The sequence below is a fragment of the Necropsobacter rosorum genome, from assembly GCF_964241405.1.
GTDB lineage: Bacteria > Pseudomonadota > Gammaproteobacteria > Enterobacterales > Pasteurellaceae > Necropsobacter > Necropsobacter rosorum.
In genome coordinates this window covers 784,931-803,450 of sequence record NZ_CAXSXF010000001.1, presented here as the reverse complement: position 1 = coordinate 803,450, position 18,520 = coordinate 784,931, and the positions used below count along the sequence as shown (strand labels likewise).

Sequence of the window (18,520 nt, the reverse complement as noted above, 5' to 3'; positions counted from 1 at the left end):
CTGCCCGCTCACACCGGGCAGGGTTATGCTGTCCGTTTTTTAGTGCTATACTCGCCCTTTTAAAAAACGTTTAATATTTTCACCGCACTTTTATCTACACAGGAAGCACTTAACCGCAATGAGCGCAACAGAACGCCTTTTTCATGCCGTGCTATTTGAGCTGCTGGCAATCGTCATTTCCATACTGGCGCTTAAACTGGTGACCGATCACCAAACTGACGGTCTGACGCTAGTAGTGGTGCTAATTTCCGTAATCGCCGTAGTATGGAATGTTATTTTTAACTGGGTGTTCGATTTATTCGTCACCGGCGCCCGGGAAAAGCGTTCCGTACTGACGCGCTGCGTACATTCGCTGTTGTTTGAAGGCGGTTTGCTGATTTTCACCATTCCGATGGTGGCTTATGTTCTCGAGGTGGACTGGCTCACCGCCTTTATGATGGATGTGGGGTTGACCCTGCTGATTCTGGTTTATACCTTTATTTTCAACTGGTGTTACGATAACGCCAGAGTGATGGTGATCAATAAACTGCGGCAAAACCGGGAGCATTAGCTCCCGTACCATTATTTCGGCGCAATGTTTGCCAACAGTGCGGTTAATAACCGCCAATAAGTCTGAACCGCCGGAATATGCACTTTTTCATCCGGCGAATGAGCATTGACAATCGTCGGTCCGATGGAAACCATGTCCATAGCCGGATAAATTTTCTTTAATAATCCGCATTCCAATCCCGCGTGAATCACCTTAATTTCCGGTTCATGGCCTAAAATTTCGGCATAATGTTTGCGGGTCAGATTCAATATTTCGCTTTGGCTTTGCGGTTCCCAGCCCGGATAATCACCGGAAAAGGCCACCGAGGCGCCGGTTAAATCGGCCAGAGAACGCAATAACCCCGCCACATAGGCTTTGCCGCTTTCAATCAGCGAACGAGTTAAAATCGTGATATTGATGCTGTCTTCTTCGGTGCTTAATACGCCGGCGCTGAGTGAGGTTTCCACCACGCCTGCAATCACATCGCTGTTGCGAATTACCCCGTTCGGCAGCAAATTCAGCAGGTTAATCGCACGCTGTGCCGTTGGGCGGGAAAACACCTGCGACGGGTTATCCGCTGCCTCTATGCTGAAAGCCAGATTCGGTTCTGCCTGCGCCAGTTCATTTTTGACTAAAACGGCGAAATTTTCCACCGCACTTTTCAGTATTGTCGCATCATCGTTAAATACCAGTGTGGCAAAGGCTTCGCGCGGAATCGCGTTGCGGATGGAACCGCCGCGAATATTGCCGAGGCTGAAGGCAAAGTGCGGTTGATTTTGGCTGAATTGTGCCAGAAAACGCGCCAGCAGTTTAATCGCATTCGCCCGGCCGGTGTGGATATCGCAACCGGAATGGCCGCCGCGCAACCCTTTTAAGCTGAGCTGATACGATTGCGTATAGGTATTACTTTCCCATTCCACCGGCAGCCGGATATTGGCATTTTCGCCGCCGGCGCAACCTACATAAATTTCGCCGTTTTCTTCAGTATCGGTATTGATTAAAATATCAGACCGCAGCCAGCCGGGACGTAATCCGAGCGCCCCTTCCATGCCGCGCTCTTCCGTCATGGTCAGCAGCACTTCCAAATCCGGATGAGCGATATCGTCGCTGTCCAGCACCGCCAGCGCCGACGCCATACCGATACCGTTATCGGCACCCAGCGTAGTACCTTGCGCCGTGACCCAATCACCGTCAATGTAAGGTTTGATCGGATCGACGGTAAAATCATGCTGGGTGCCTTCATTAGCTTGCGGTACCATGTCCAGATGCGCTTGCAATACTACCGGTTTGCGCGTTTGCATGCCCGCAGTCGCCGGTTTACGAATCAGCAGATTACCGACCTCGTCGCGTTCGGCAAACAATCCCTTGCTTTTCGCCCAATTGAGAATCATGTCGGCTAATTGATCTTCATGGTAAGAAGGATGCGGCACGGCGCAAATCCGATCAAACCATTGCCATAATAAGTGCGGTTGTAATTGTTGAATCTCTGACATCTCTGTTTTCCTCCGAAACGAAAAAATTTATGCAAAATAATAGCATAAAAACCTGTTTCGGGTTATGCTAACGCAATTTTATTTCTTGGGTAATGTTTTGCCCTCTATGATAAGTCAAGGTGAATTATGAGCGAAAAATATGTTGTGACCTGGGATATGTTCCAAATGCATGCCCGCAAATTATCAGAACGTTTACTGCCTGCCGCACAATGGAAAGGCGTGATTGCCGTCAGCCGCGGCGGTTTGTTTCCGGCGGCGGTGATTGCCCGTGAACTGAATATCCGCCATGTGGAAACCGTCTGCATTTCCAGCTATGATCACAATAAACAGGGCGAACTGAACGTATTGCACGCCGCTCAAGTGGAAAACGGCGGTGAAGGCTTTATTGTGGTGGATGATTTGGTCGATACCGGCAACACCGCGCGCGCGATTCGGGAATTATATCCGAACGCGCGTTTTGTTACTGTGTTTGCCAAACCAGCCGGCGCACAGCTGGTGGACGATTACGTCGTGGATATTCCGCAAAACACTTGGATCGAACAACCTTGGGATATGGGCATTTGCTTTGTACCGCCACTGGCGCGCAAATAATTCGACATAATTTTCCGCAGCGCCGTTATGATCGGCGCTTTTTGTATTGCGGATAAGTGTAATCGAGTAATAAAGTGCGGTGAAAATAACGAACGTTTTCACCGTGACGTTTTAAGCAAAAAGGCGGTTCAGCACCAAGGCGATACCGTCGTCATCATTGCCGGCCGTCACCAGCTTGGCCGCTTGCTTAATGGCATCCGGCGCATTTCCCATCGCAACGCTGAATCCGGCATATTGCAGCATGTCCAGATCATTAAAATTATCTCCGAACGCAATCACATCTTGTGCCGAAATATTGAGGTACGTTTCCATAAACCGAATGGCTTTCGCTTTGCTGGCGGCTTTATGCATTATTTCCAGATATTCGCCTTTAGAACGATGCACCGACAGCTGCGGAAACCGGTGCTGTAGCTGTTTTTCCAGCCGCGCAATTTCAGCCCCCTCGCCCATTACCAGTATTTTATGTACCGCAGGTAAATGATTCGGTTTGCTTTTTGCCGTTAAACCGGTAATCTCCGCTTCCTGTTTAATCCAATCACTTTGGGGATTATCGGTGAACCAATCCAGTCCGGTATAATAACTGACCGATAAATGAGGAAAATCGGCCAGTTTTTTCTCTAATGCCGGCAAATCCTGAGCCTGCAAACTTACCGAATACAAGGGATGCAAATCCTTATCCAGAATTAATGCGCCGCTGTAACAAATAATCGCCTGCCGGGTTTGCAGCTGTTGAGTGTAAGGGGTGATCGCATAAGGCGGGCGCGCCGAGACGGGAATAAAAGCAACGCCCCGGCGGATAATGCGGCGGATTGCGGCAAAAGTTGCGGGGCTGATCTGGTGTCGGCTGTTTAACAACGTGCCGTCCATATCGCTGAAGACGGCTTTATATGTGCTCATAACTTCCTCGGCTAGTCATATATTTTATAATATGGAAAATTAAAGCATAAGCGCAAACAAAAAACCACCCGAAGGTGGTTTTAGTTAAAAGTGCGGTCAAATCAGCGTTTATTTTTTACTAATTTTTCCGTTAATTCGTAAGCGCGCAGTTTCGCCAGTTCTTTGGAAAGTTTGGATGCCAGTAATTCATAATTGGCATCTTTCGCACCGGATACGATATTTTGCTCGGCCCGGCGTTTAGCTTCCCGAATACGATCACCGTCCAGCTCTTTACCGCGAATTGCGACATCGGCAAGCACCGTCACCACATTCGGCTGAACTTCTAAAAAACCGCCGGAAACGTAAATCACATCCTCACTGCCGTTTTCCAGCGTGAGTTTTACAATACCCGGTTTAATCGCGGTAAGCAACGGCGTATGTCCCGGTAAAATACCCAGTTCACCTTCGCTCCCGGTTGCCTGAATACTTCGCACGTCACCGCTGAAAATATTCTGTTCCGCACTTACGACTGTTAATTTAAATGTTGCCATTTTATTCTCCTTCAAGTGTTCTGTTAATCAGGCTTGAAGTGATTACATATTTTTGGCTTTTTCTAGCACTTCTTCAATTGAACCAACCATATAGAACGCCTGTTCCGGAATATGATCGTACTCACCGTCCAAAATACCTTTGAAACCGCGAATGGTATCTTTCAGCGAAACATATTTACCCGGCGAACCGGTAAACACTTCGGCGACGAAGAACGGCTGCGATAAGAAGCGTTCGATTTTACGCGCACGCGCCACCACCAGTTTATCTTCTTCGGAAAGTTCATCCATCCCCAGAATGGCAATGATATCTTTCAATTCTTTATAGCGCTGCAAAATACCCTGCACGCCGCGTGCCACATCATAATGTTCCTGACCGACAACTAGCGGATCCAGTTGGCGGGAAGTGGAATCCAACGGGTCAACGGCCGGATAAATCCCTAACGAGGCAATCTGACGGCTTAATACCACGGTAGAGTCCAAGTGAGCAAAGGTGGTCGCCGGCGACGGGTCGGTCAAGTCATCCGCCGGTACATAAACCGCCTGCACGGAAGTGATAGAACCGGTTTTGGTGGAAGTGATACGTTCCTGCAACACACCCATTTCTTCCGCTAAGGTCGGCTGATAACCTACCGCTGACGGCATACGGCCTAATAAGGCGGATACTTCGGTACCGGCAAGCGTATAACGGTAAATGTTATCCACGAAGAACAACACATCACGACCTTCATCACGGAATTTTTCCGCCATAGTCAAACCGGTTAACGCTACACGCAGACGGTTGCCGGGCGGCTCATTCATCTGACCGTAAACCAGCGACACTTTATCCAATACGTTGGACTCGGTCATTTCGTGGTAGAAGTCGTTACCTTCACGAGTACGTTCCCCCACCCCGGCGAATACGGAATAACCGGAGTGTTCGATAGCGATATTACGGATTAATTCCATCATATTCACGGTTTTACCTACCCCGGCACCACCGAACAGACCGACTTTACCCCCTTTTGCAAACGGGCAAATCAAGTCGATAACTTTAATCCCGGTTTCCAGTAATTCCGTACTGTTGGACTGATCTTCATAATCCGGCGCCGCGCGGTGAATGGACCAGTTTTCTTCCGCACCGATTGGGCCTTGTTCGTCGATAGGTTCGCCGAGTACGTTCATAATCCGGCCCAGCGTTTTCACGCCGACCGGAACCGAGATTGGACTGCCGGTATTTTCTACCGTTAATCCGCGTTTTAAACCGTCCGATGAACCCATCGCGATACAACGAACGACACCGCCGCCTAATTGTTGTTGAACTTCAAGGACTAACCCCGTTTCAACTTTAAGGGCTTCATATACTTTTGGTACTGCATCTTGTGGAAATTCAACGTCAATAACCGCACCGATGATTTGTACAATTTTTCCAGTTGCCATTACCGATCCTCTAATTTTGATTAAATTGCTGCCGCACCGGCTACAATTTCATTTAATTCATTTGTGATACTTGTTTGACGAGCTTTGTTATACACCAACTGCAATTCTTTAATCAGATTACCCGCATTGTCAGTTGCCGCTTTCATCGCCACCATTCGAGCCGCTTGCTCAGAGGCCAGATTTTCAACTACCGCCTGATAAACCTGAGATTCCAGATAACGAACCAGCAAACTGTCCAGCAGTTCTTTCGGATCCGGTTCGTATAAATAATCCCAGGTTTGTTTTACTTCGCCTAAATTATCGTTATCTAATTCCGGCAACGGAACGAGTTTTTGCAGCGTCGATTTCTGCGACATCGTATTGATGAATTTATTGTAGGCAATATAGATAGCATCCAATTCACCTGCTTTATAATCTTCAAACATACGGTTTGCGATACCGATCAATTCCTCAACGGACGGGCTGTCGCCCATACCGGAAAGCTGCGCTTTAATCTCCAGACCGAGAGAATGAAAATAACCGATACCTTTCGCACCGATTAAACCGAGAACCGCTTCAATGCGCTGTTCTTTCCAGTCTTTCATTCCATTTAAGATGGTCTTAAATAAATTAACGTTTAAACCGCCACATAATCCGCGGTCCGTAGAGACCACCAGAATACCGACGCGTTTAATTTCTCGTTCTACTAAAAACGGATGTTTATAACCGATATTGGCCTTCGAGACATGGCTGATTACGTTGCGTATTGCATTAGAATACGGACGTGAAGAAGACATTCGATCCTGCGTTTTACGCATTTTCGACGCAGCAACCATTTCCATTGCCTTAGTAATCTTTTGTGTACTTTGCACACTGGAAATTTTGGTTCTTATCTCTTTTGCACCTGCCATTTCGTTTCTCCGTTAATTTCTGACTACCATGTACTGTTGGCTTTAAATTTATCCAAAATACCTTTCAATGTGTCTTTAATTTCATCATTGTAATTACCGGTTTTGGTTAATTCCGCCAAAAATTCCACATGGTTGTTTTTCGCATACTCTAACAGCGAAGATTCGAAAGAAGCGATACGATCCAATTCCACATCATCCAGATAGCCGAATTCTACCGCAAACAATACCAATGCCTGCTGCGCAACGCTTAGCGGCGCGTATTGTTTCTGTTTCAACAATTCGGTAACTTTCTGACCGTGTGATAACTGTTTACGGGTTGCATCATCCAGATCGGAAGCAAATTGAGCAAATGCCGCCAACTCACGATATTGCGCAAGTGCGGTACGAATACCACCAGCTAATTTTTTCACCACTTTAGTCTGCGCGGCACCACCCACACGGGAAACCGAAATACCCGGGTTAACCGCCGGACGGATACCGGAGTTAAAATAGCTGGTTTCCAGGAAAATCTGACCATCGGTAATGGAAATAACGTTAGTCGGTACGAAAGCGGAAACGTCACCGGCCTGAGTTTCGATAATCGGCAGGGCGGTTAACGAACCGGTTTGACCTTTCACTTTTCCTTCGGTAAAACGTTCCACATAGTCTTCGTTTACGCGGGAAGCGCGTTCCAACAGACGGGAGTGTAAATAGAAAACGTCACCCGGATAGGCTTCACGACCCGGCGGACGACGTAATAATAAGGAAATCTGACGATAAGCCACCGCTTGTTTGGACAGGTCATCATAAACGATCAACGCATCTTCGCCGCGATCACGGAAATATTCCCCCATCGCACAACCGGAATATGGCGCCAGATATTGCAATGCGGCCGATTCGGAAGCCGATGCCACCACTACGATAGTATTGGCTAACGCACCGTGTTCTTCCAGCTTGCGCACCACATTAGCGATAGTCGAAGCTTTCTGACCGATGGCCACATAAATACATTTAATGCCGGAATCCCGTTGGTTGATAATGGCATCGATAGCCAATGCGGTTTTACCGGTCTGACGATCGCCGATAATCAACTCACGCTGACCGCGGCCAATCGGTACCATGGAGTCAACCGCTTTATAACCGGTTTGCACCGGCTGATCAACGGATTGACGATCAATTACGCCCGGCGCAATAACTTCAACCGGCGAAAAACCGTCGTGTTCGATTTCGCCTTTACCATCGATAGGCTGACCCAGAGTATTTACCACACGCCCCAGCAAACCGCGACCGACCGGCACCTCAAGAATACGGCCGGTACACTGTACTTCCATGCCTTCCGCTAAATCCGCATAAGGCCCCATTACCACCGCACCTACGGAATCTCTTTCCAGATTAAGCGCCATGGCATAACGGTTATTACCCGGTAAGGCGATCATTTCGCCCTGCATCACATCGCTTAGACCGTGGATGCGAATAATACCGTCGCTGACGGAAACAATGGTTCCCGTATTACGCGCTTCGCTGACCACGTCAAACTGGGCAATACGTTTTTTAATCAATTCACTAATTTCAGTCGAATTTAGTTGCATCTTTTATTCCTCTTATAATTGCAACTCATTTGCAAGACGGGTCAGTTGTCCGCGACTACTGCCGTCGATTACAAAATCATCTGTACGGATAACAGCACCTGCAATTAACGTGCTATCTACGCTGCAATTTAATTTAACTTTACGGGCAAGTCTTTTTTCCATTGCGTCGGCGATTTTCTGTTGCTGTGCCGCACTTAACGGCTGCGCCGACATCACATCCACTTCCGCTTTAGCCTGATGTTCCTTCACATAATGCTGAAATTCTTCAAACACAGCGGGAAGTACCGTTAAACGCTTATTTTCAGCCATTAACCGAATAAGATTTTGCCCATATTGATCAAGTTGGTCGCCGCAAATCGAAATGACAATATCGGCCAGTTTTTTTGCCGATAATGAACTGGTCAGCAAATCCTGCATGGCATCATCTTCCGACACCTGCGCGGCAAAATTTAACATTTCAGTCCATTTTTCAACCGCACTTTTATCAGTGACGGACTGCTCCGCCGCAAAATCAAATGCCGCTTTTGCATAAGGGCGAGCTATCGTAGTTAATTCTGACATAAGCTCAACCTTCTTATAGTTCTGCAACTAATTTATCAATAATGTCATTGTTTGCCGCTTCATCAACCGTACGACCCACAATTTTCTCCGCACCGGCAATGGCAAGCGAAGCCACTTTGACACGCAATTCCTCCTGAACGCGTTTACGTTCGGATTCGATTTCCGCATGTCCCTGTTCAATAATTTTCGCTTTCAATGCTTCGGCTTCAGTCTTCACTTCATCTAAAATTTCATTGCGGCGTTTATTGGCTAAATCCACAATTTCCTGCGCCTGAAGTTTTGCCTGATTAATTTCCTGTTCCGCCAGTACTTTGCTGTCGGCCTGCTCCTTACGAGCGGCTTCCGCCGATGCCAAGGCATTGGCAATCGAACTCTGACGTTCCTCGATCGCTTTAATGATCGGTGGCCATACAAACTTCATGCAGAACCACACAAACAGTGCGAATGCAATCAGCTGGCCGATTAATGTTGCATTTAAGTTCACAACGCCCTCCTCAATAATGTCTAATCATTACTCTTTGCGAGTAATCCTTGCCGTGATCGGCACAGCCGACAATTATTGTAATAATCCGATAAACGGGTTTGCGAAAATGAAAAGTAAAGAAATACCCACTGCAATCATCGCGATAGCATCAAGCAGACCGGCAACAATAAACATTTTGGTTTGCAGGCTGCTTGCCAATTCAGGCTGACGGGCAGATGACTCTAAGAATTTGCCGCCTAAAATAGCAAAACCAATCGCAGTACCTAATGCAGCGAAAGCAAGCAGGATTGATGCACCGATAATAGTAGCTGTAATTACAGTTTCCATAATTTTCTCCGTTAGATTTTTAAAATTCGGCCTGACGACCGGGTTAGTTAGTAAATCGTTTCATTAACAATCTGCTGCGCTTTACGGCCGCAAACTGTTACATGACCGTCTTAATGATCCGCTTTGTTATAAGCGATACTCAAATAAACAATGGTTAACATCATAAAGATAAACGCCTGCAGGGTCACGATCAGAATATGGAAAATCGCCCATGCCAGCTGCAGCGGAATCCCCAGTGCGGCAATGGCCATATTGGCACTGTACATGACCGCAATCAAAATAAAGATAAGTTCGCCGGCATACATATTACCGAACAAACGGAAAGCCAGGGAAATCGGTTTAGCCAGCAAGGTGACGGATTCAAGAATAAAATTGACCGGAATAAACACCCAGTGGTTAAAAGGATGCAGGGTATATTCTTTAACCAATCCGCTGATGCCTTTCGATTTGACGGTATAAAAAAGAATCAGGAAAAATACGCAGATTGACATCCCGAGCGTCGCGCTGATATCGGCGGTCGGCACCGCTCTTAAATAATGAATACCGAACAAATTACCGATTTGCGGCAAAAAGTCCACCGGAATCAGGTCAATGGTATTCATAATAAATACCCAGCAGAAAATGGTTAATCCTAAAGGCGCGATAACATTGCGCGGACCATGGAAATTTTCTTTCACGATACCATCGACCCATTCCACCAGAATTTCAACTAAACACTGTAATTTGCCCGGCACGCCGGAAGTGGCTTTGGTCGCAACTTTATAAAACAGGAAAAGAAAAATGACACCGGATAAAACGGAAAAGAAAAGCGTATCGATATGAATATTCCAGAACGAATCCCCGGTTTTAAGAAATTCCAGATGGTGCTGGATATACCCTGAAGTAGTGAGCTCAGCCATAGTTAATCCTTTGATATTTAAAACTAAATTCTAACGTACTTACTTATCAAAAACGGAAGCAGATTATTGAGTACAAGACCCAGAAAATAGCCCGCAAAAAAAGCAATAAAATTCATTGATAAAAACAGTTTAAAAGCAACGATAATTAAGATGATCGTGAAGACAAACTTAATCACTTCACCGCGATAAAACGCGCTCAGTTTATTTGCATATTGCCGTTCGGTAAAAAAAACCGACGCCGCAAAAAAACAATGAGGAATAAAAACTGATATTGCTCCTAATACAAAAGAAACCGCTATATTCCATTGCAGTGCAATTAAAACGGAAAAAATCACCAGTAAAACCAGTAATTCTATGCCTAAAGCAAATTGATATTGTCTTTTAGCCTGTTTAATAATTGCCGACATTACGATTATTGTCTTTGCCTGAAAATAGACTCAATTTAATCAAAAAAAATCTCGTTAATTATACGCTAGTTTTACCTGCGTTCAACTTAAAACTACATAAAAAGCGTTAAATTCATCACATTTTTATAAAAAAATAAAAACAAACAAAACAAAAACTTAACCTGAACTTAACAAAATTAAATTTCTCTCTCCAATTAAATCAGGAATTTTCAACTTTATCACTTGATTGACACGGAACGTTTGCGCCAGTTGCTGCACTTCATCGGGCTGATAAATGCCTTTTAAGGCATAAAACATCCCCTCTTCGGCCGGCAGATGCCGGCACCAGTCGGTCATATCCTTTAAAGAGGCGAACGCGCGGCTTAACACGCCGTCGAACAATTGCGCCGGCCGATATTGTTCAACCCGGCTTAATACCGGCTCCACATTGGTCAGTGCCAGCTCGCGTACGGCGTTGCGAATAAAACTGATGCGCTTGCCCAGACTGTCAAGCAAGACGAATTGTTTATCCGGATTAATAATGGCCAGCGGCAGACCGGGCAGGCCCGGCCCAGTTCCGACGTCAATAAAGCGTTTACCCCGTAAATAAGGACTCACCACGATACTATCGAGAATATGCTTAACCAGCATTTCCGCCGGATCGCGCACTGATGTCAGGTTATAGGCCTTATTCCATTTATGCAGCAGTAAAACCAACTGCACCAACTGCGATTTTTGCTGATCGGTTATACAAAGTGCGGTCTGTTTTAACAGAGAATTCAATCTGTCGGTTAATTGTCGCTGTAAGTCAGTCATCATTCACCACGTTTCAGCATGCCCTGTTTTTTCAGATTAACCAGTAAAATGGAAATCGCCGCCGGGGTAATTCCGGAAATGCGGCCGGCCTGTCCGATGGAAACCGGGCGGTGCTGCTGCAGTTTTATCCGCACCTCGTTGGACAAACCGGAAACCGAAGCATAATCAAAATCCGCCGGAATCGCAGTATTCTCATGCCGTTTCTGGCGTTCGATTTCTTCCTGCTGGTGTTCGATATAACCTTGATATTTAACCGCAATTTCGACCTGTTCCACCGCTTCTTTATCTTCCATCGGCGGCGCGAAAGGTGTCAGCGCGGTTAAAAGGCGGTAATTGATTTCCGGACGGCGCAGCAAATCCTCCCCATTGGCTTCCCGCACTAACGGGCTGCCCAGCACCTTATTGGCCTGCTCGACATATTCAGAACGCGGATGCAGCCAAATCTGACGCAAACGCTGGGTTTCTTTTGCAATATTTTCCATTTTCTGATTAAAGCGCGCCCAGCGTTGCTCATCGATTAAACCAAGCTCATGGGCAATCGGTGTAAGGCGGCTATCCGCATTGTCCTCACGCAGCAGTAAACGGTACTCGGCACGGGAAGTAAATACGCGATAAGGCTCTTTGGTGCCCAACGTACAGAGATCATCCACCAAGACGCCCACATAAGCCTGATCACGGCGCGGAAACCAGCTTTCTTTGTCCTGCACCAATAATCCCGCGTTAATCCCCGCCAGCAATCCTTGCGCCGCCGCTTCTTCATAGCCGGTGGTACCGTTGATCTGACCGGCGAAAAACAACCCGTTAACGGCTTTGGTTTCCAGCGTCGGTTTCAGATCGCGCGGGTCGAAATAATCATACTCGATGGCATAACCCGGTTTAATAATCCGTGCCTTTTCCAACCCTTTCATAGAATTGACGATCCCCATCTGCACATCAAAGGGTAAGCTGGTGGAAATGCCGTTCGGATAAATTTCCTGACTGGTTAAGCCTTCCGGTTCAAGATAGATCTGGTGAGAATTCCGATCGGAAAAGCGCATCACTTTATCTTCAATGGACGGGCAGTAACGCGGCCCGATCCCTTCGATCACCCCGGTGTACATCGGGCTGCGATCCAGATTGCGCCGGATCAGATCATGGGTTTGTTCATTGGTATGGGTAATAAAACACGGGATCTGGCGCGGATGTTGCGCCACCGATCCCATAAACGAAAATACCGGCAACTGCGCATCACCGTACTGTTTCGCCAGAATATCAAAATTAATGGTGCGCGCATCAATACGCGGCGGCGTGCCGGTTTTTAAACGATCCACCCGCAGGTTCAGATCGCGCAGACGATGCGCTAAATTCACCGCAGCCGGATCGCCCGCCCGTCCGCCGGCATAATTTTCCAGTCCGATATGGATCTTCCCGGCCAGAAAAGTACCGGCGGTCAGGATCACCGCTTTGGCGCGAAATTTCAAACCCATTTTGGTTTGCACACCGCTGATACGATCCTGCTCAATCATAATATCGGTGACTTCCTGCTGAAAAATATCCAGATTCGGCTGATTTTCCAGCGCAATTCTGACCGCCTGACGATATAACACGCGATCGGCCTGCGCACGGGTCGCCCGTACCGCCGGCCCTTTGCTGGCGTTTAAGGTGCGAAACTGAATACCGGCTTTATCCGCGGCAGTGGCCATTAAGCCGCCCATGGCATCGATTTCCTTAACTAAGTGACCTTTACCGATCCCGCCGATGGCCGGATTGCAGGACATTTGTCCCAGCGTATCCACATTATGGGTAAGTAACAGGGTTTTTAATCCCATTCTGGCCGGTGCCAACGCCGCTTCTGTTCCTGCATGACCGCCGCCGATTACGATCACATCATAGCTTTCCGTATAAAACATAATCACCTTTATGTAATTTATCTCATTATTTAATCTGCGCCGTATTCTACCCCAAATTACGCCGCCCATAAAATAAGATTTCGGATCCTTTATGCGGAAAAACGCAAATGACCGCACACAGGATCGTTTTTGATCGTGCGCTTATTTATATAAGATCTCTTTTTATAGATAAAGATCTTATGATGATAATTATTAGGATCGCAGATCGCTGTGGGTAAGGCATAATTTTGCCGTAAAATGAAAAAGTTAGATCCCTTTTTAAGGTGTTAAGATCCAGATCCTGTACAGGCGTATTTGCTGTGTATAACCAGCGAGGTTATCCACAGCTCGCCGGCATATCATTTTTGTTCAACGCATAATGACAGGTTTTTGACAGGTTTATCGGATCTTATCCACAATCGGATCCTAAATGAAAAGACAGTATTTTTAATGATGATCCGGCGGCAGCGATCGCCTGCCACCGGTTTTTTATGATAATTGCGCGGTAAAGTTAGGTAGCCAGTGTTCGGCGTATTGTTCGGGATCATCCACCTGTAGGATATCAATTTTTAAAGAAGGGCAAATTTGCACCGCACTTTTTTCCCGCAACGCGTTTTCCACTTTGTCCGCCGCATAACAGAAAGTATCGTAATCGGAATTACCTAATCCCACGACGGCAAAACGCAGCGTAGACAGATCCGGATCCTGTGCGGCGATTTGTTTAAACAGCGGCTGTAGGTTGTCGGGCAGCTCACCGGCGCCGTGGGTTGAGGTTACGATTAACCACACCTCGCGATGAGGGATTTCATCAAGGTACGCACCGTGAATCAATTGTGTAATAAAGCCCTGTTGCTGTAATACATCGTTCAAATGTTCCGCTACATATTCCGCCCCGCCGAGGGTGCTGCCGCTGATAATGCAGATTTTCGCTGTCATCTTTACTCCTAAAAAATAAGGCTTAGATGATTACCTAAGCCTTGATTTATGCCGACTATTTTTAGACGTTATCAATACGACCTAACAGTGAACGCAGACGCTCCTGCCAATTGTTGTGTTCACTTTTAAGCTGCTCGTTTTCGCTGCGCAGATTATGGCATTCCTGTTGCGCCTGAGTGTTTTTCTCTTTTAATTCGTCTACTTCCAATTGAAGTAACTGAATGGTCTCAACCGCCTGTTTAATCTTTTCTTCCAGTTGATCTAAAATTTCTAGTGACATGGTCAATTTCCTCTAAATGTGTCTCTGTGAATGTGGCCGTATTTTACCTTAGTTGACGGCGATTGTTAAAGCTTTGAATCAAATTTCTGCTTACCTTAGCATATTTTTTACTGCGGTATAAAAAATTAGCGCAAATTTTTTATTTTTAATAGAGCAACCGTTTGCCCGGTGCTAAAATAGGCGCGGTTTTTTGTCGGTTAACTATTTTGAAAGGATAAGAAAATGAACAGAGCATTGGCCATTGAATTTTCACGAGTAACGGAAGCGGCGGCGCTGGCCGGCTTTGCTTGGTTGGGGCGCGGCGATAAAAATGCGGCGGATGACGCCGCCGTGCAGGCGATGCGCTTGATGCTGAATCAAATTGATATGGCGGGAGAAATCGTCATCGGTGAAGGCGAAATCGACGAAGCGCCGATGCTGTATATCGGTGAAAAACTCGGCAGCGGTAAGGGCGCGGAGGTATCTATTGCGGTTGATCCCATCGAAGGCACCCGAATGACGGCAATGGGTCAGGCCAATGCGTTATCCGTACTGGCGGCGGGCGGCAAGGATACCTTTTTGCGCGCACCGGATATGTATATGGAAAAACTGGTGGTCGGGCCGGAAGCCAAAGGCATGATCGATTTAAACCTGCCGCTTGAACAAAACCTGCGCCGGGTGGCGTCCAAAATGGGCAAGCTGCTGTCTCAACTGACGGTCATTACGCTGGATAAACCCCGCCATGCCGAGGTGATTAAAAAAATGCAGCGGCTCGGCGTTAAAGTGCTGGCGATTCCCGACGGTGATGTGGCGGCCGCGATTTTATGCTGTTTACCGGATGGCGGGGCGGATATGCTGTACGGCATCGGCGGTGCGCCGGAAGGCGTGGTGGCTGCGGCGGCGATTCGTGCGCTGGGCGGCGAAATGCAGGCGCGGTTGATTCCTCGTCATCAGGTCAAAGGCAGTTCGCCGGAAAATCAGGCGATTGCCGCCGATGAAATCCGCCGCTGCAAAGAAATGGGCATTGAAGTCAATGTGGTGCTTAAGCTGGAAGAATTAGTGCGTGATGATAATTTGGTCTTTTCCGCCACCGGGATTACCAACGGCGATCTGTTACGCGGCATTCACCGCCGCGGCAATCTGGCCACCACCGAAACCCTGCTGATTCGCGGCCGTTCGCGCACTATCCGGCGCATTCAGTCCACCCATTATTTAGACCGTAAAGACACCGCACTTTACCGTTTGATCGGTGCCTGATCGACCGGTTATGCGGCCGGATTTTCTGCCGGCCGTGTTTTCAGTTATAAAGTGCGGTCGTTTTTTGTGATGTTTTTTCAAGTTGACTAAAAGGCCTGCAAGCATATATCAGGGCCGTATGGCGATTAAAAAATAGCGAAATTACGACCGCACTTTAACCTTAGCCAAACACGCAAAAATTTGCTATAATCCGCTCAATTTTTATTAATAAAAACAGAGAAATTTTATGTCAGAAAATACTCCTGAAAACTACGGTGCCAACAGTATTAAAGTGCTGAAAGGGCTGGATGCGGTGCGTAAACGTCCCGGTATGTATATCGGTGATACCGACGACGGCACAGGCTTGCACCATATGGTTTTTGAAGTGGTGGATAATGCCATTGATGAAGCGTTGGCGGGCTACTGTAAAGATATTATCGTAACCATTCACGGCGATAATTCCGTTTCGGTACAGGATGACGGGCGCGGTATTCCGGTGGATATTCATCCGGAAGAAGGCGTGTCGGCCGCACAGGTGATCATGACCGTGCTGCATGCCGGCGGTAAATTTGATGACAATTCTTACAAAGTCTCCGGCGGCTTACACGGCGTCGGTGTGTCGGTGGTGAATGCGCTGTCGGATAAACTACAGCTTACCATTCGCCGTCAGGGGCATGTGCACGAACAGTTTTATCATCTGGGCGAACCGCAGGCGCCGCTGGCGATTATCGGCGAAACCGCACAAACCGGTACGTCGGTACGTTTCTGGCCGAGCCCGAAAATTTTTAATAATATCGAATTCGAATACGATATTCTGGCTAAACGCCTGCGGGAGTTATCCTTCCTGAATTCCGGCGTTTCGATCAAATTATTCGATAAACGCAGCGACAAACAGGATCATTTCCACTACGAAGGCGGTATTCAGGCGTTTGTCGAGTATCTGAATAAAAATAAAAACCCGATTCACCAGAAACCGTTTTATTTTTCCACCGAAAAAGACGGCGTCGGCGTGGAAGTGGCGTTGCAGTGGAACGAAGGTTATCAGTCGGAAAATATCCATTGTTTCACCAATAATATTCCGCAGCGCGACGGCGGCACCCATCTGGCGGGATTTCGCAGCGCACTGACCCGCACGCTGAACGCCTATATGGACAAATCCGGGCTGAATAAAAAAGGCAAAAGCGATAAAGATAAAGTGGAAACTTCCGGAGACGATGCGCGTGAAGGTTTGGTCGCCATTATCTCGGTGAAAGTGCCGGATCCGAAATTTTCCTCGCAAACCAAAGACAAGCTGGTGTCTTCCGAGGTGAAAGGCGCGGTGGAATCGGCTATGAACGAACGTTTGCAGGAATATCTGGAAGAAAACCCGAACGATGCCAAAATTATCGCCGGCAAAATCGTCGATGCCGCGCGCGCCCGTGAAGCGGCGCGTAAAGCGCGTGAAATGACCCGCCGCAAAGGCGCGCTGGATATTGCCGGTTTGCCGGGAAAACTGGCCGACTGTCAGGAGCGGGATCCGGCGCTGTCGGAGCTGTATCTGGTGGAAGGCGATTCCGCCGGCGGTTCGGCAAAACAGGGACGGAACCGTAAAAATCAGGCGATTTTACCGCTAAAAGGGAAAATTCTGAATGTGGAGAAAGCCCGTTTTGACAAAATGCTGTCTTCGCAGGAAGTGGGAACGCTAATCACCGCGCTGGGCTGCGGTATCGGACGCGATGAATATAATCCGGACAAACTGCGTTATCACAGCATTGTCATTATGACCGATGCGGACGTGGATGGCGCCCATATCAGTACATTGCTGCTGACCTTCTTTTATCGTCAGATGCCGGAGTTAATCGAGCGCGGCCATGTATATATTGCCCAGCCGCCGCTGTATAAAGTAAAAAAAGGCAAAAACGAAGAATATATCAAAGATGATGAAGCGATGGCGCAATATGAGCTGAATCTCGCGCTGGACGGCGCCGCGCTGCATATCAGCGAAAATGCGCCGGCGATGAACGGTGCGGCGTTGGAAAAACTGGTGGCCGAATATAACGGCGTGTTGCGCATGATCGGCCGGTTATCCCGTCATTACCCGGAAAATGTGCTGAAAGAACTGATTTATCATCCGGTGCTGACCACCGAATTGATGCAGCAACAAAGTGCGGTGGATTTCTGGGCGAAATCTTTGGTGGACAAACTGGCGGAAAAAGAAAGCAGCGGCAATCATTATCGCTATCAGATACAGTTTAACAGCGAACGTCATCTGCATGAAGTGGTGCTGACCGTCCGCACTCACGGCATTGATACGGATTATGCGCTGAATTTCCAGTTCGCCAACGGCAATGAATATGCGCGCATTGTCAAATTAGGCCATCAGCTGAACGGCCTGCTGGAAGACAGCGCCTATGTGGCGCGCGGCGAACGTCAGTATCCGGTGCAGACTTTTGAGCAGGCGGTGGATTGGCTGGTAAAAGAATCGCGCCGCGGTTTGATGGTACAGCGTTATAAAGGGCTGGGCGAAATGAACCCGGAACAGTTATGGGAAACCACAATGGATCCGGAAGCCCGCACCATGCTGAAGGTCACCATTAAAGACGCCGTCGCCGCCGATCAGCTGTTCACCACGCTGATGGGCGATGAAGTGGAACCGCGCCGCGAATTTATCGAAGCCAATGCGCTGAGAGCCAATCTGGATATTTAGATAATCCTCTTCCAATTGATGACCGTACTTCAAAAGTGCGGTCATTTTTTTATCCGTTTTTACAAGAAAATGTGATCCTCTTCAAAAATATTATGTAATGGTAATAATTATCATTTGTTTTATTAAGTTAAACTCTTTAAAATAGCGC

General features: G+C 47.5%; 19 protein-coding genes. 4 read left to right on the top strand and 15 right to left on the bottom strand.

The features are described from left to right. Nucleotides 1-118: 118 nt before the first annotated feature. Nucleotides 119-550, top strand: coding sequence for a PACE efflux transporter (locus ACESOH_RS03830; protein WP_032093276.1), 432 nt, complete (start codon nt 119-121; stop codon nt 548-550). Nucleotides 551-561: 11 nt separating this feature from the next. Here ACESOH_RS03830 and ACESOH_RS03825 read toward each other — a convergent pair whose 3' ends face one another. Then, on the bottom strand, nt 562-2,022 hold the full coding sequence (locus tag ACESOH_RS03825) for an aminoacyl-histidine dipeptidase (protein ID WP_373099777.1): 1,461 nt from the start codon (nt 2,020-2,022) through the stop codon (nt 562-564). A gap of 126 nt (nt 2,023-2,148) precedes the next feature. Here ACESOH_RS03825 and gpt point away from each other — a divergent pair, with 126 nt between their 5' ends. Next, nucleotides 2,149-2,613 carry a xanthine phosphoribosyltransferase gene (gene gpt, locus ACESOH_RS03820; protein ID WP_032093274.1) on the top strand — a complete coding sequence of 155 codons (465 nt, stop codon included), beginning with the start codon at nt 2,149-2,151 and terminating at the stop codon, nt 2,611-2,613. Nucleotides 2,614-2,724: 111 nt separating this feature from the next. Here gpt and ACESOH_RS03815 read toward each other — a convergent pair whose 3' ends face one another. From ACESOH_RS03815 to ACESOH_RS03750, 14 genes are all read right to left on the bottom strand, one after another. Next, on the bottom strand, nt 2,725-3,510 hold the full coding sequence (locus ACESOH_RS03815; protein WP_373099775.1) for a Cof-type HAD-IIB family hydrolase: 786 nt from the start codon (nt 3,508-3,510) through the stop codon (nt 2,725-2,727). Nucleotides 3,511-3,611: 101 nt separating this feature from the next. Next, nucleotides 3,612-4,040 carry a F0F1 ATP synthase subunit epsilon gene (locus ACESOH_RS03810; RefSeq protein WP_032093273.1) on the bottom strand — a complete coding sequence of 143 codons (429 nt, stop codon included), beginning with the start codon at nt 4,038-4,040 and terminating at the stop codon, nt 3,612-3,614. Between the two features lie 42 nt (nt 4,041-4,082). Then, entirely contained in the window at nt 4,083-5,456 is a 1,374-nt protein-coding gene (gene atpD, locus ACESOH_RS03805; protein WP_032093272.1) for a F0F1 ATP synthase subunit beta, read from the bottom strand. A gap of 20 nt (nt 5,457-5,476) precedes the next feature. After that, the gene (atpG, locus tag ACESOH_RS03800; RefSeq protein WP_373099773.1) at nt 5,477-6,346 is read right to left on the bottom strand and encodes a F0F1 ATP synthase subunit gamma; all 870 of its coding nucleotides are present in this window, start codon (nt 6,344-6,346) and stop codon (nt 5,477-5,479) included. 23 nt (nt 6,347-6,369) lie between these two features. Further along, nucleotides 6,370-7,914 (bottom strand): F0F1 ATP synthase subunit alpha, encoded by a 1,545-nt coding sequence (gene atpA, locus ACESOH_RS03795; RefSeq protein WP_373099771.1) that lies wholly within the window; start codon nt 7,912-7,914, stop codon nt 6,370-6,372. 12 nt (nt 7,915-7,926) lie between these two features. Next, nucleotides 7,927-8,475, bottom strand: a complete 549-nt coding sequence (gene atpH, locus ACESOH_RS03790; RefSeq protein ID WP_373099769.1) for a F0F1 ATP synthase subunit delta — start codon at nt 8,473-8,475, stop codon at nt 7,927-7,929. A 13-nt stretch (nt 8,476-8,488) separates the two neighbouring features. After that, nucleotides 8,489-8,959 (bottom strand): F0F1 ATP synthase subunit B, encoded by a 471-nt coding sequence (gene atpF, locus ACESOH_RS03785; RefSeq protein WP_373099767.1) that lies wholly within the window; start codon nt 8,957-8,959, stop codon nt 8,489-8,491. 72 nt (nt 8,960-9,031) lie between these two features. Then, nucleotides 9,032-9,286: a F0F1 ATP synthase subunit C gene (gene atpE, locus ACESOH_RS03780; protein ID WP_005539567.1), complete on the bottom strand. Its 255-nt coding sequence runs from the start codon at nt 9,284-9,286 to the stop codon at nt 9,032-9,034. A 110-nt stretch (nt 9,287-9,396) separates the two neighbouring features. Beyond that, the gene (atpB, locus tag ACESOH_RS03775; RefSeq protein WP_373099765.1) at nt 9,397-10,185 is read right to left on the bottom strand and encodes a F0F1 ATP synthase subunit A; all 789 of its coding nucleotides are present in this window, start codon (nt 10,183-10,185) and stop codon (nt 9,397-9,399) included. A gap of 23 nt (nt 10,186-10,208) precedes the next feature. Further along, nucleotides 10,209-10,592, bottom strand: coding sequence for an ATP synthase subunit I (locus ACESOH_RS03770; protein ID WP_032093266.1), 384 nt, complete (start codon nt 10,590-10,592; stop codon nt 10,209-10,211). Nucleotides 10,593-10,748: 156 nt separating this feature from the next. Then, nucleotides 10,749-11,387, bottom strand: a complete 639-nt coding sequence (gene rsmG, locus ACESOH_RS03765; protein ID WP_032093265.1) for a 16S rRNA (guanine(527)-N(7))-methyltransferase RsmG — start codon at nt 11,385-11,387, stop codon at nt 10,749-10,751. Beyond that, nucleotides 11,387-13,276, bottom strand: coding sequence for a tRNA uridine-5-carboxymethylaminomethyl(34) synthesis enzyme MnmG (gene mnmG, locus ACESOH_RS03760; RefSeq protein ID WP_373099763.1), 1,890 nt, complete (start codon nt 13,274-13,276; stop codon nt 11,387-11,389). The genes rsmG and mnmG overlap by 1 nt, the downstream gene beginning before the upstream one ends. Nucleotides 13,277-13,744: 468 nt before the next feature. Then, nucleotides 13,745-14,191 (bottom strand): FMN-binding protein MioC, encoded by a 447-nt coding sequence (mioC, locus tag ACESOH_RS03755; protein ID WP_373099761.1) that lies wholly within the window; start codon nt 14,189-14,191, stop codon nt 13,745-13,747. A gap of 61 nt (nt 14,192-14,252) precedes the next feature. Then, on the bottom strand, nt 14,253-14,471 hold the full coding sequence (locus tag ACESOH_RS03750) for a cell division protein ZapB (protein ID WP_032093262.1): 219 nt from the start codon (nt 14,469-14,471) through the stop codon (nt 14,253-14,255). Nucleotides 14,472-14,693: 222 nt separating this feature from the next. On the opposite strand from ACESOH_RS03750, the gene glpX reads away from it, so the two are divergent. After that, a complete protein-coding gene (gene glpX / locus ACESOH_RS03745) occupies nt 14,694-15,707 on the top strand; it encodes a class II fructose-bisphosphatase (protein ID WP_373099759.1) in 1,014 nt (337 codons plus the stop codon). 226 nt (nt 15,708-15,933) lie between these two features. Beyond that, nucleotides 15,934-18,372, top strand: a complete 2,439-nt coding sequence (gene gyrB, locus ACESOH_RS03740; protein WP_373099757.1) for a DNA topoisomerase (ATP-hydrolyzing) subunit B — start codon at nt 15,934-15,936, stop codon at nt 18,370-18,372. Nucleotides 18,373-18,520 lie beyond the last annotated feature (148 nt).

What these genes read in the sequence shown, in the direction of transcription:
- ACESOH_RS03770 (WP_032093266.1), bottom strand. Translation starts at nt 10,592, where the DNA reads ATGTCGGCAATTATTAAACAGGCTAAAAGACAATATCAATTTGCTTTA.
- atpB (WP_373099765.1), bottom strand. Translation starts at nt 10,185, where the DNA reads ATGGCTGAGCTCACTACTTCAGGGTATATCCAGCACCATCTGGAATTT.
- ACESOH_RS03830 (WP_032093276.1), top strand. Translation starts at nt 119, where the DNA reads ATGAGCGCAACAGAACGCCTTTTTCATGCCGTGCTATTTGAGCTGCTG.
- gyrB (WP_373099757.1), top strand. Translation starts at nt 15,934, where the DNA reads ATGTCAGAAAATACTCCTGAAAACTACGGTGCCAACAGTATTAAAGTG.
- ACESOH_RS03825 (WP_373099777.1), bottom strand. Translation starts at nt 2,022, where the DNA reads ATGTCAGAGATTCAACAATTACAACCGCACTTATTATGGCAATGGTTT.
- ACESOH_RS03810 (WP_032093273.1), bottom strand. Translation starts at nt 4,040, where the DNA reads ATGGCAACATTTAAATTAACAGTCGTAAGTGCGGAACAGAATATTTTC.
- atpH (WP_373099769.1), bottom strand. Translation starts at nt 8,475, where the DNA reads ATGTCAGAATTAACTACGATAGCTCGCCCTTATGCAAAAGCGGCATTT.
- mnmG (WP_373099763.1), bottom strand. Translation starts at nt 13,276, where the DNA reads ATGTTTTATACGGAAAGCTATGATGTGATCGTAATCGGCGGCGGTCAT.
- atpG (WP_373099773.1), bottom strand. Translation starts at nt 6,346, where the DNA reads ATGGCAGGTGCAAAAGAGATAAGAACCAAAATTTCCAGTGTGCAAAGT.
- ACESOH_RS03750 (WP_032093262.1), bottom strand. Translation starts at nt 14,471, where the DNA reads ATGTCACTAGAAATTTTAGATCAACTGGAAGAAAAGATTAAACAGGCG.
- atpE (WP_005539567.1), bottom strand. Translation starts at nt 9,286, where the DNA reads ATGGAAACTGTAATTACAGCTACTATTATCGGTGCATCAATCCTGCTT.
- ACESOH_RS03815 (WP_373099775.1), bottom strand. Translation starts at nt 3,510, where the DNA reads ATGAGCACATATAAAGCCGTCTTCAGCGATATGGACGGCACGTTGTTA.
- gpt (WP_032093274.1), top strand. Translation starts at nt 2,149, where the DNA reads ATGAGCGAAAAATATGTTGTGACCTGGGATATGTTCCAAATGCATGCC.
- atpA (WP_373099771.1), bottom strand. Translation starts at nt 7,914, where the DNA reads ATGCAACTAAATTCGACTGAAATTAGTGAATTGATTAAAAAACGTATT.
- rsmG (WP_032093265.1), bottom strand. Translation starts at nt 11,387, where the DNA reads ATGACTGACTTACAGCGACAATTAACCGACAGATTGAATTCTCTGTTA.
- mioC (WP_373099761.1), bottom strand. Translation starts at nt 14,191, where the DNA reads ATGACAGCGAAAATCTGCATTATCAGCGGCAGCACCCTCGGCGGGGCG.
- glpX (WP_373099759.1), top strand. Translation starts at nt 14,694, where the DNA reads ATGAACAGAGCATTGGCCATTGAATTTTCACGAGTAACGGAAGCGGCG.
- atpD (WP_032093272.1), bottom strand. Translation starts at nt 5,456, where the DNA reads ATGGCAACTGGAAAAATTGTACAAATCATCGGTGCGGTTATTGACGTT.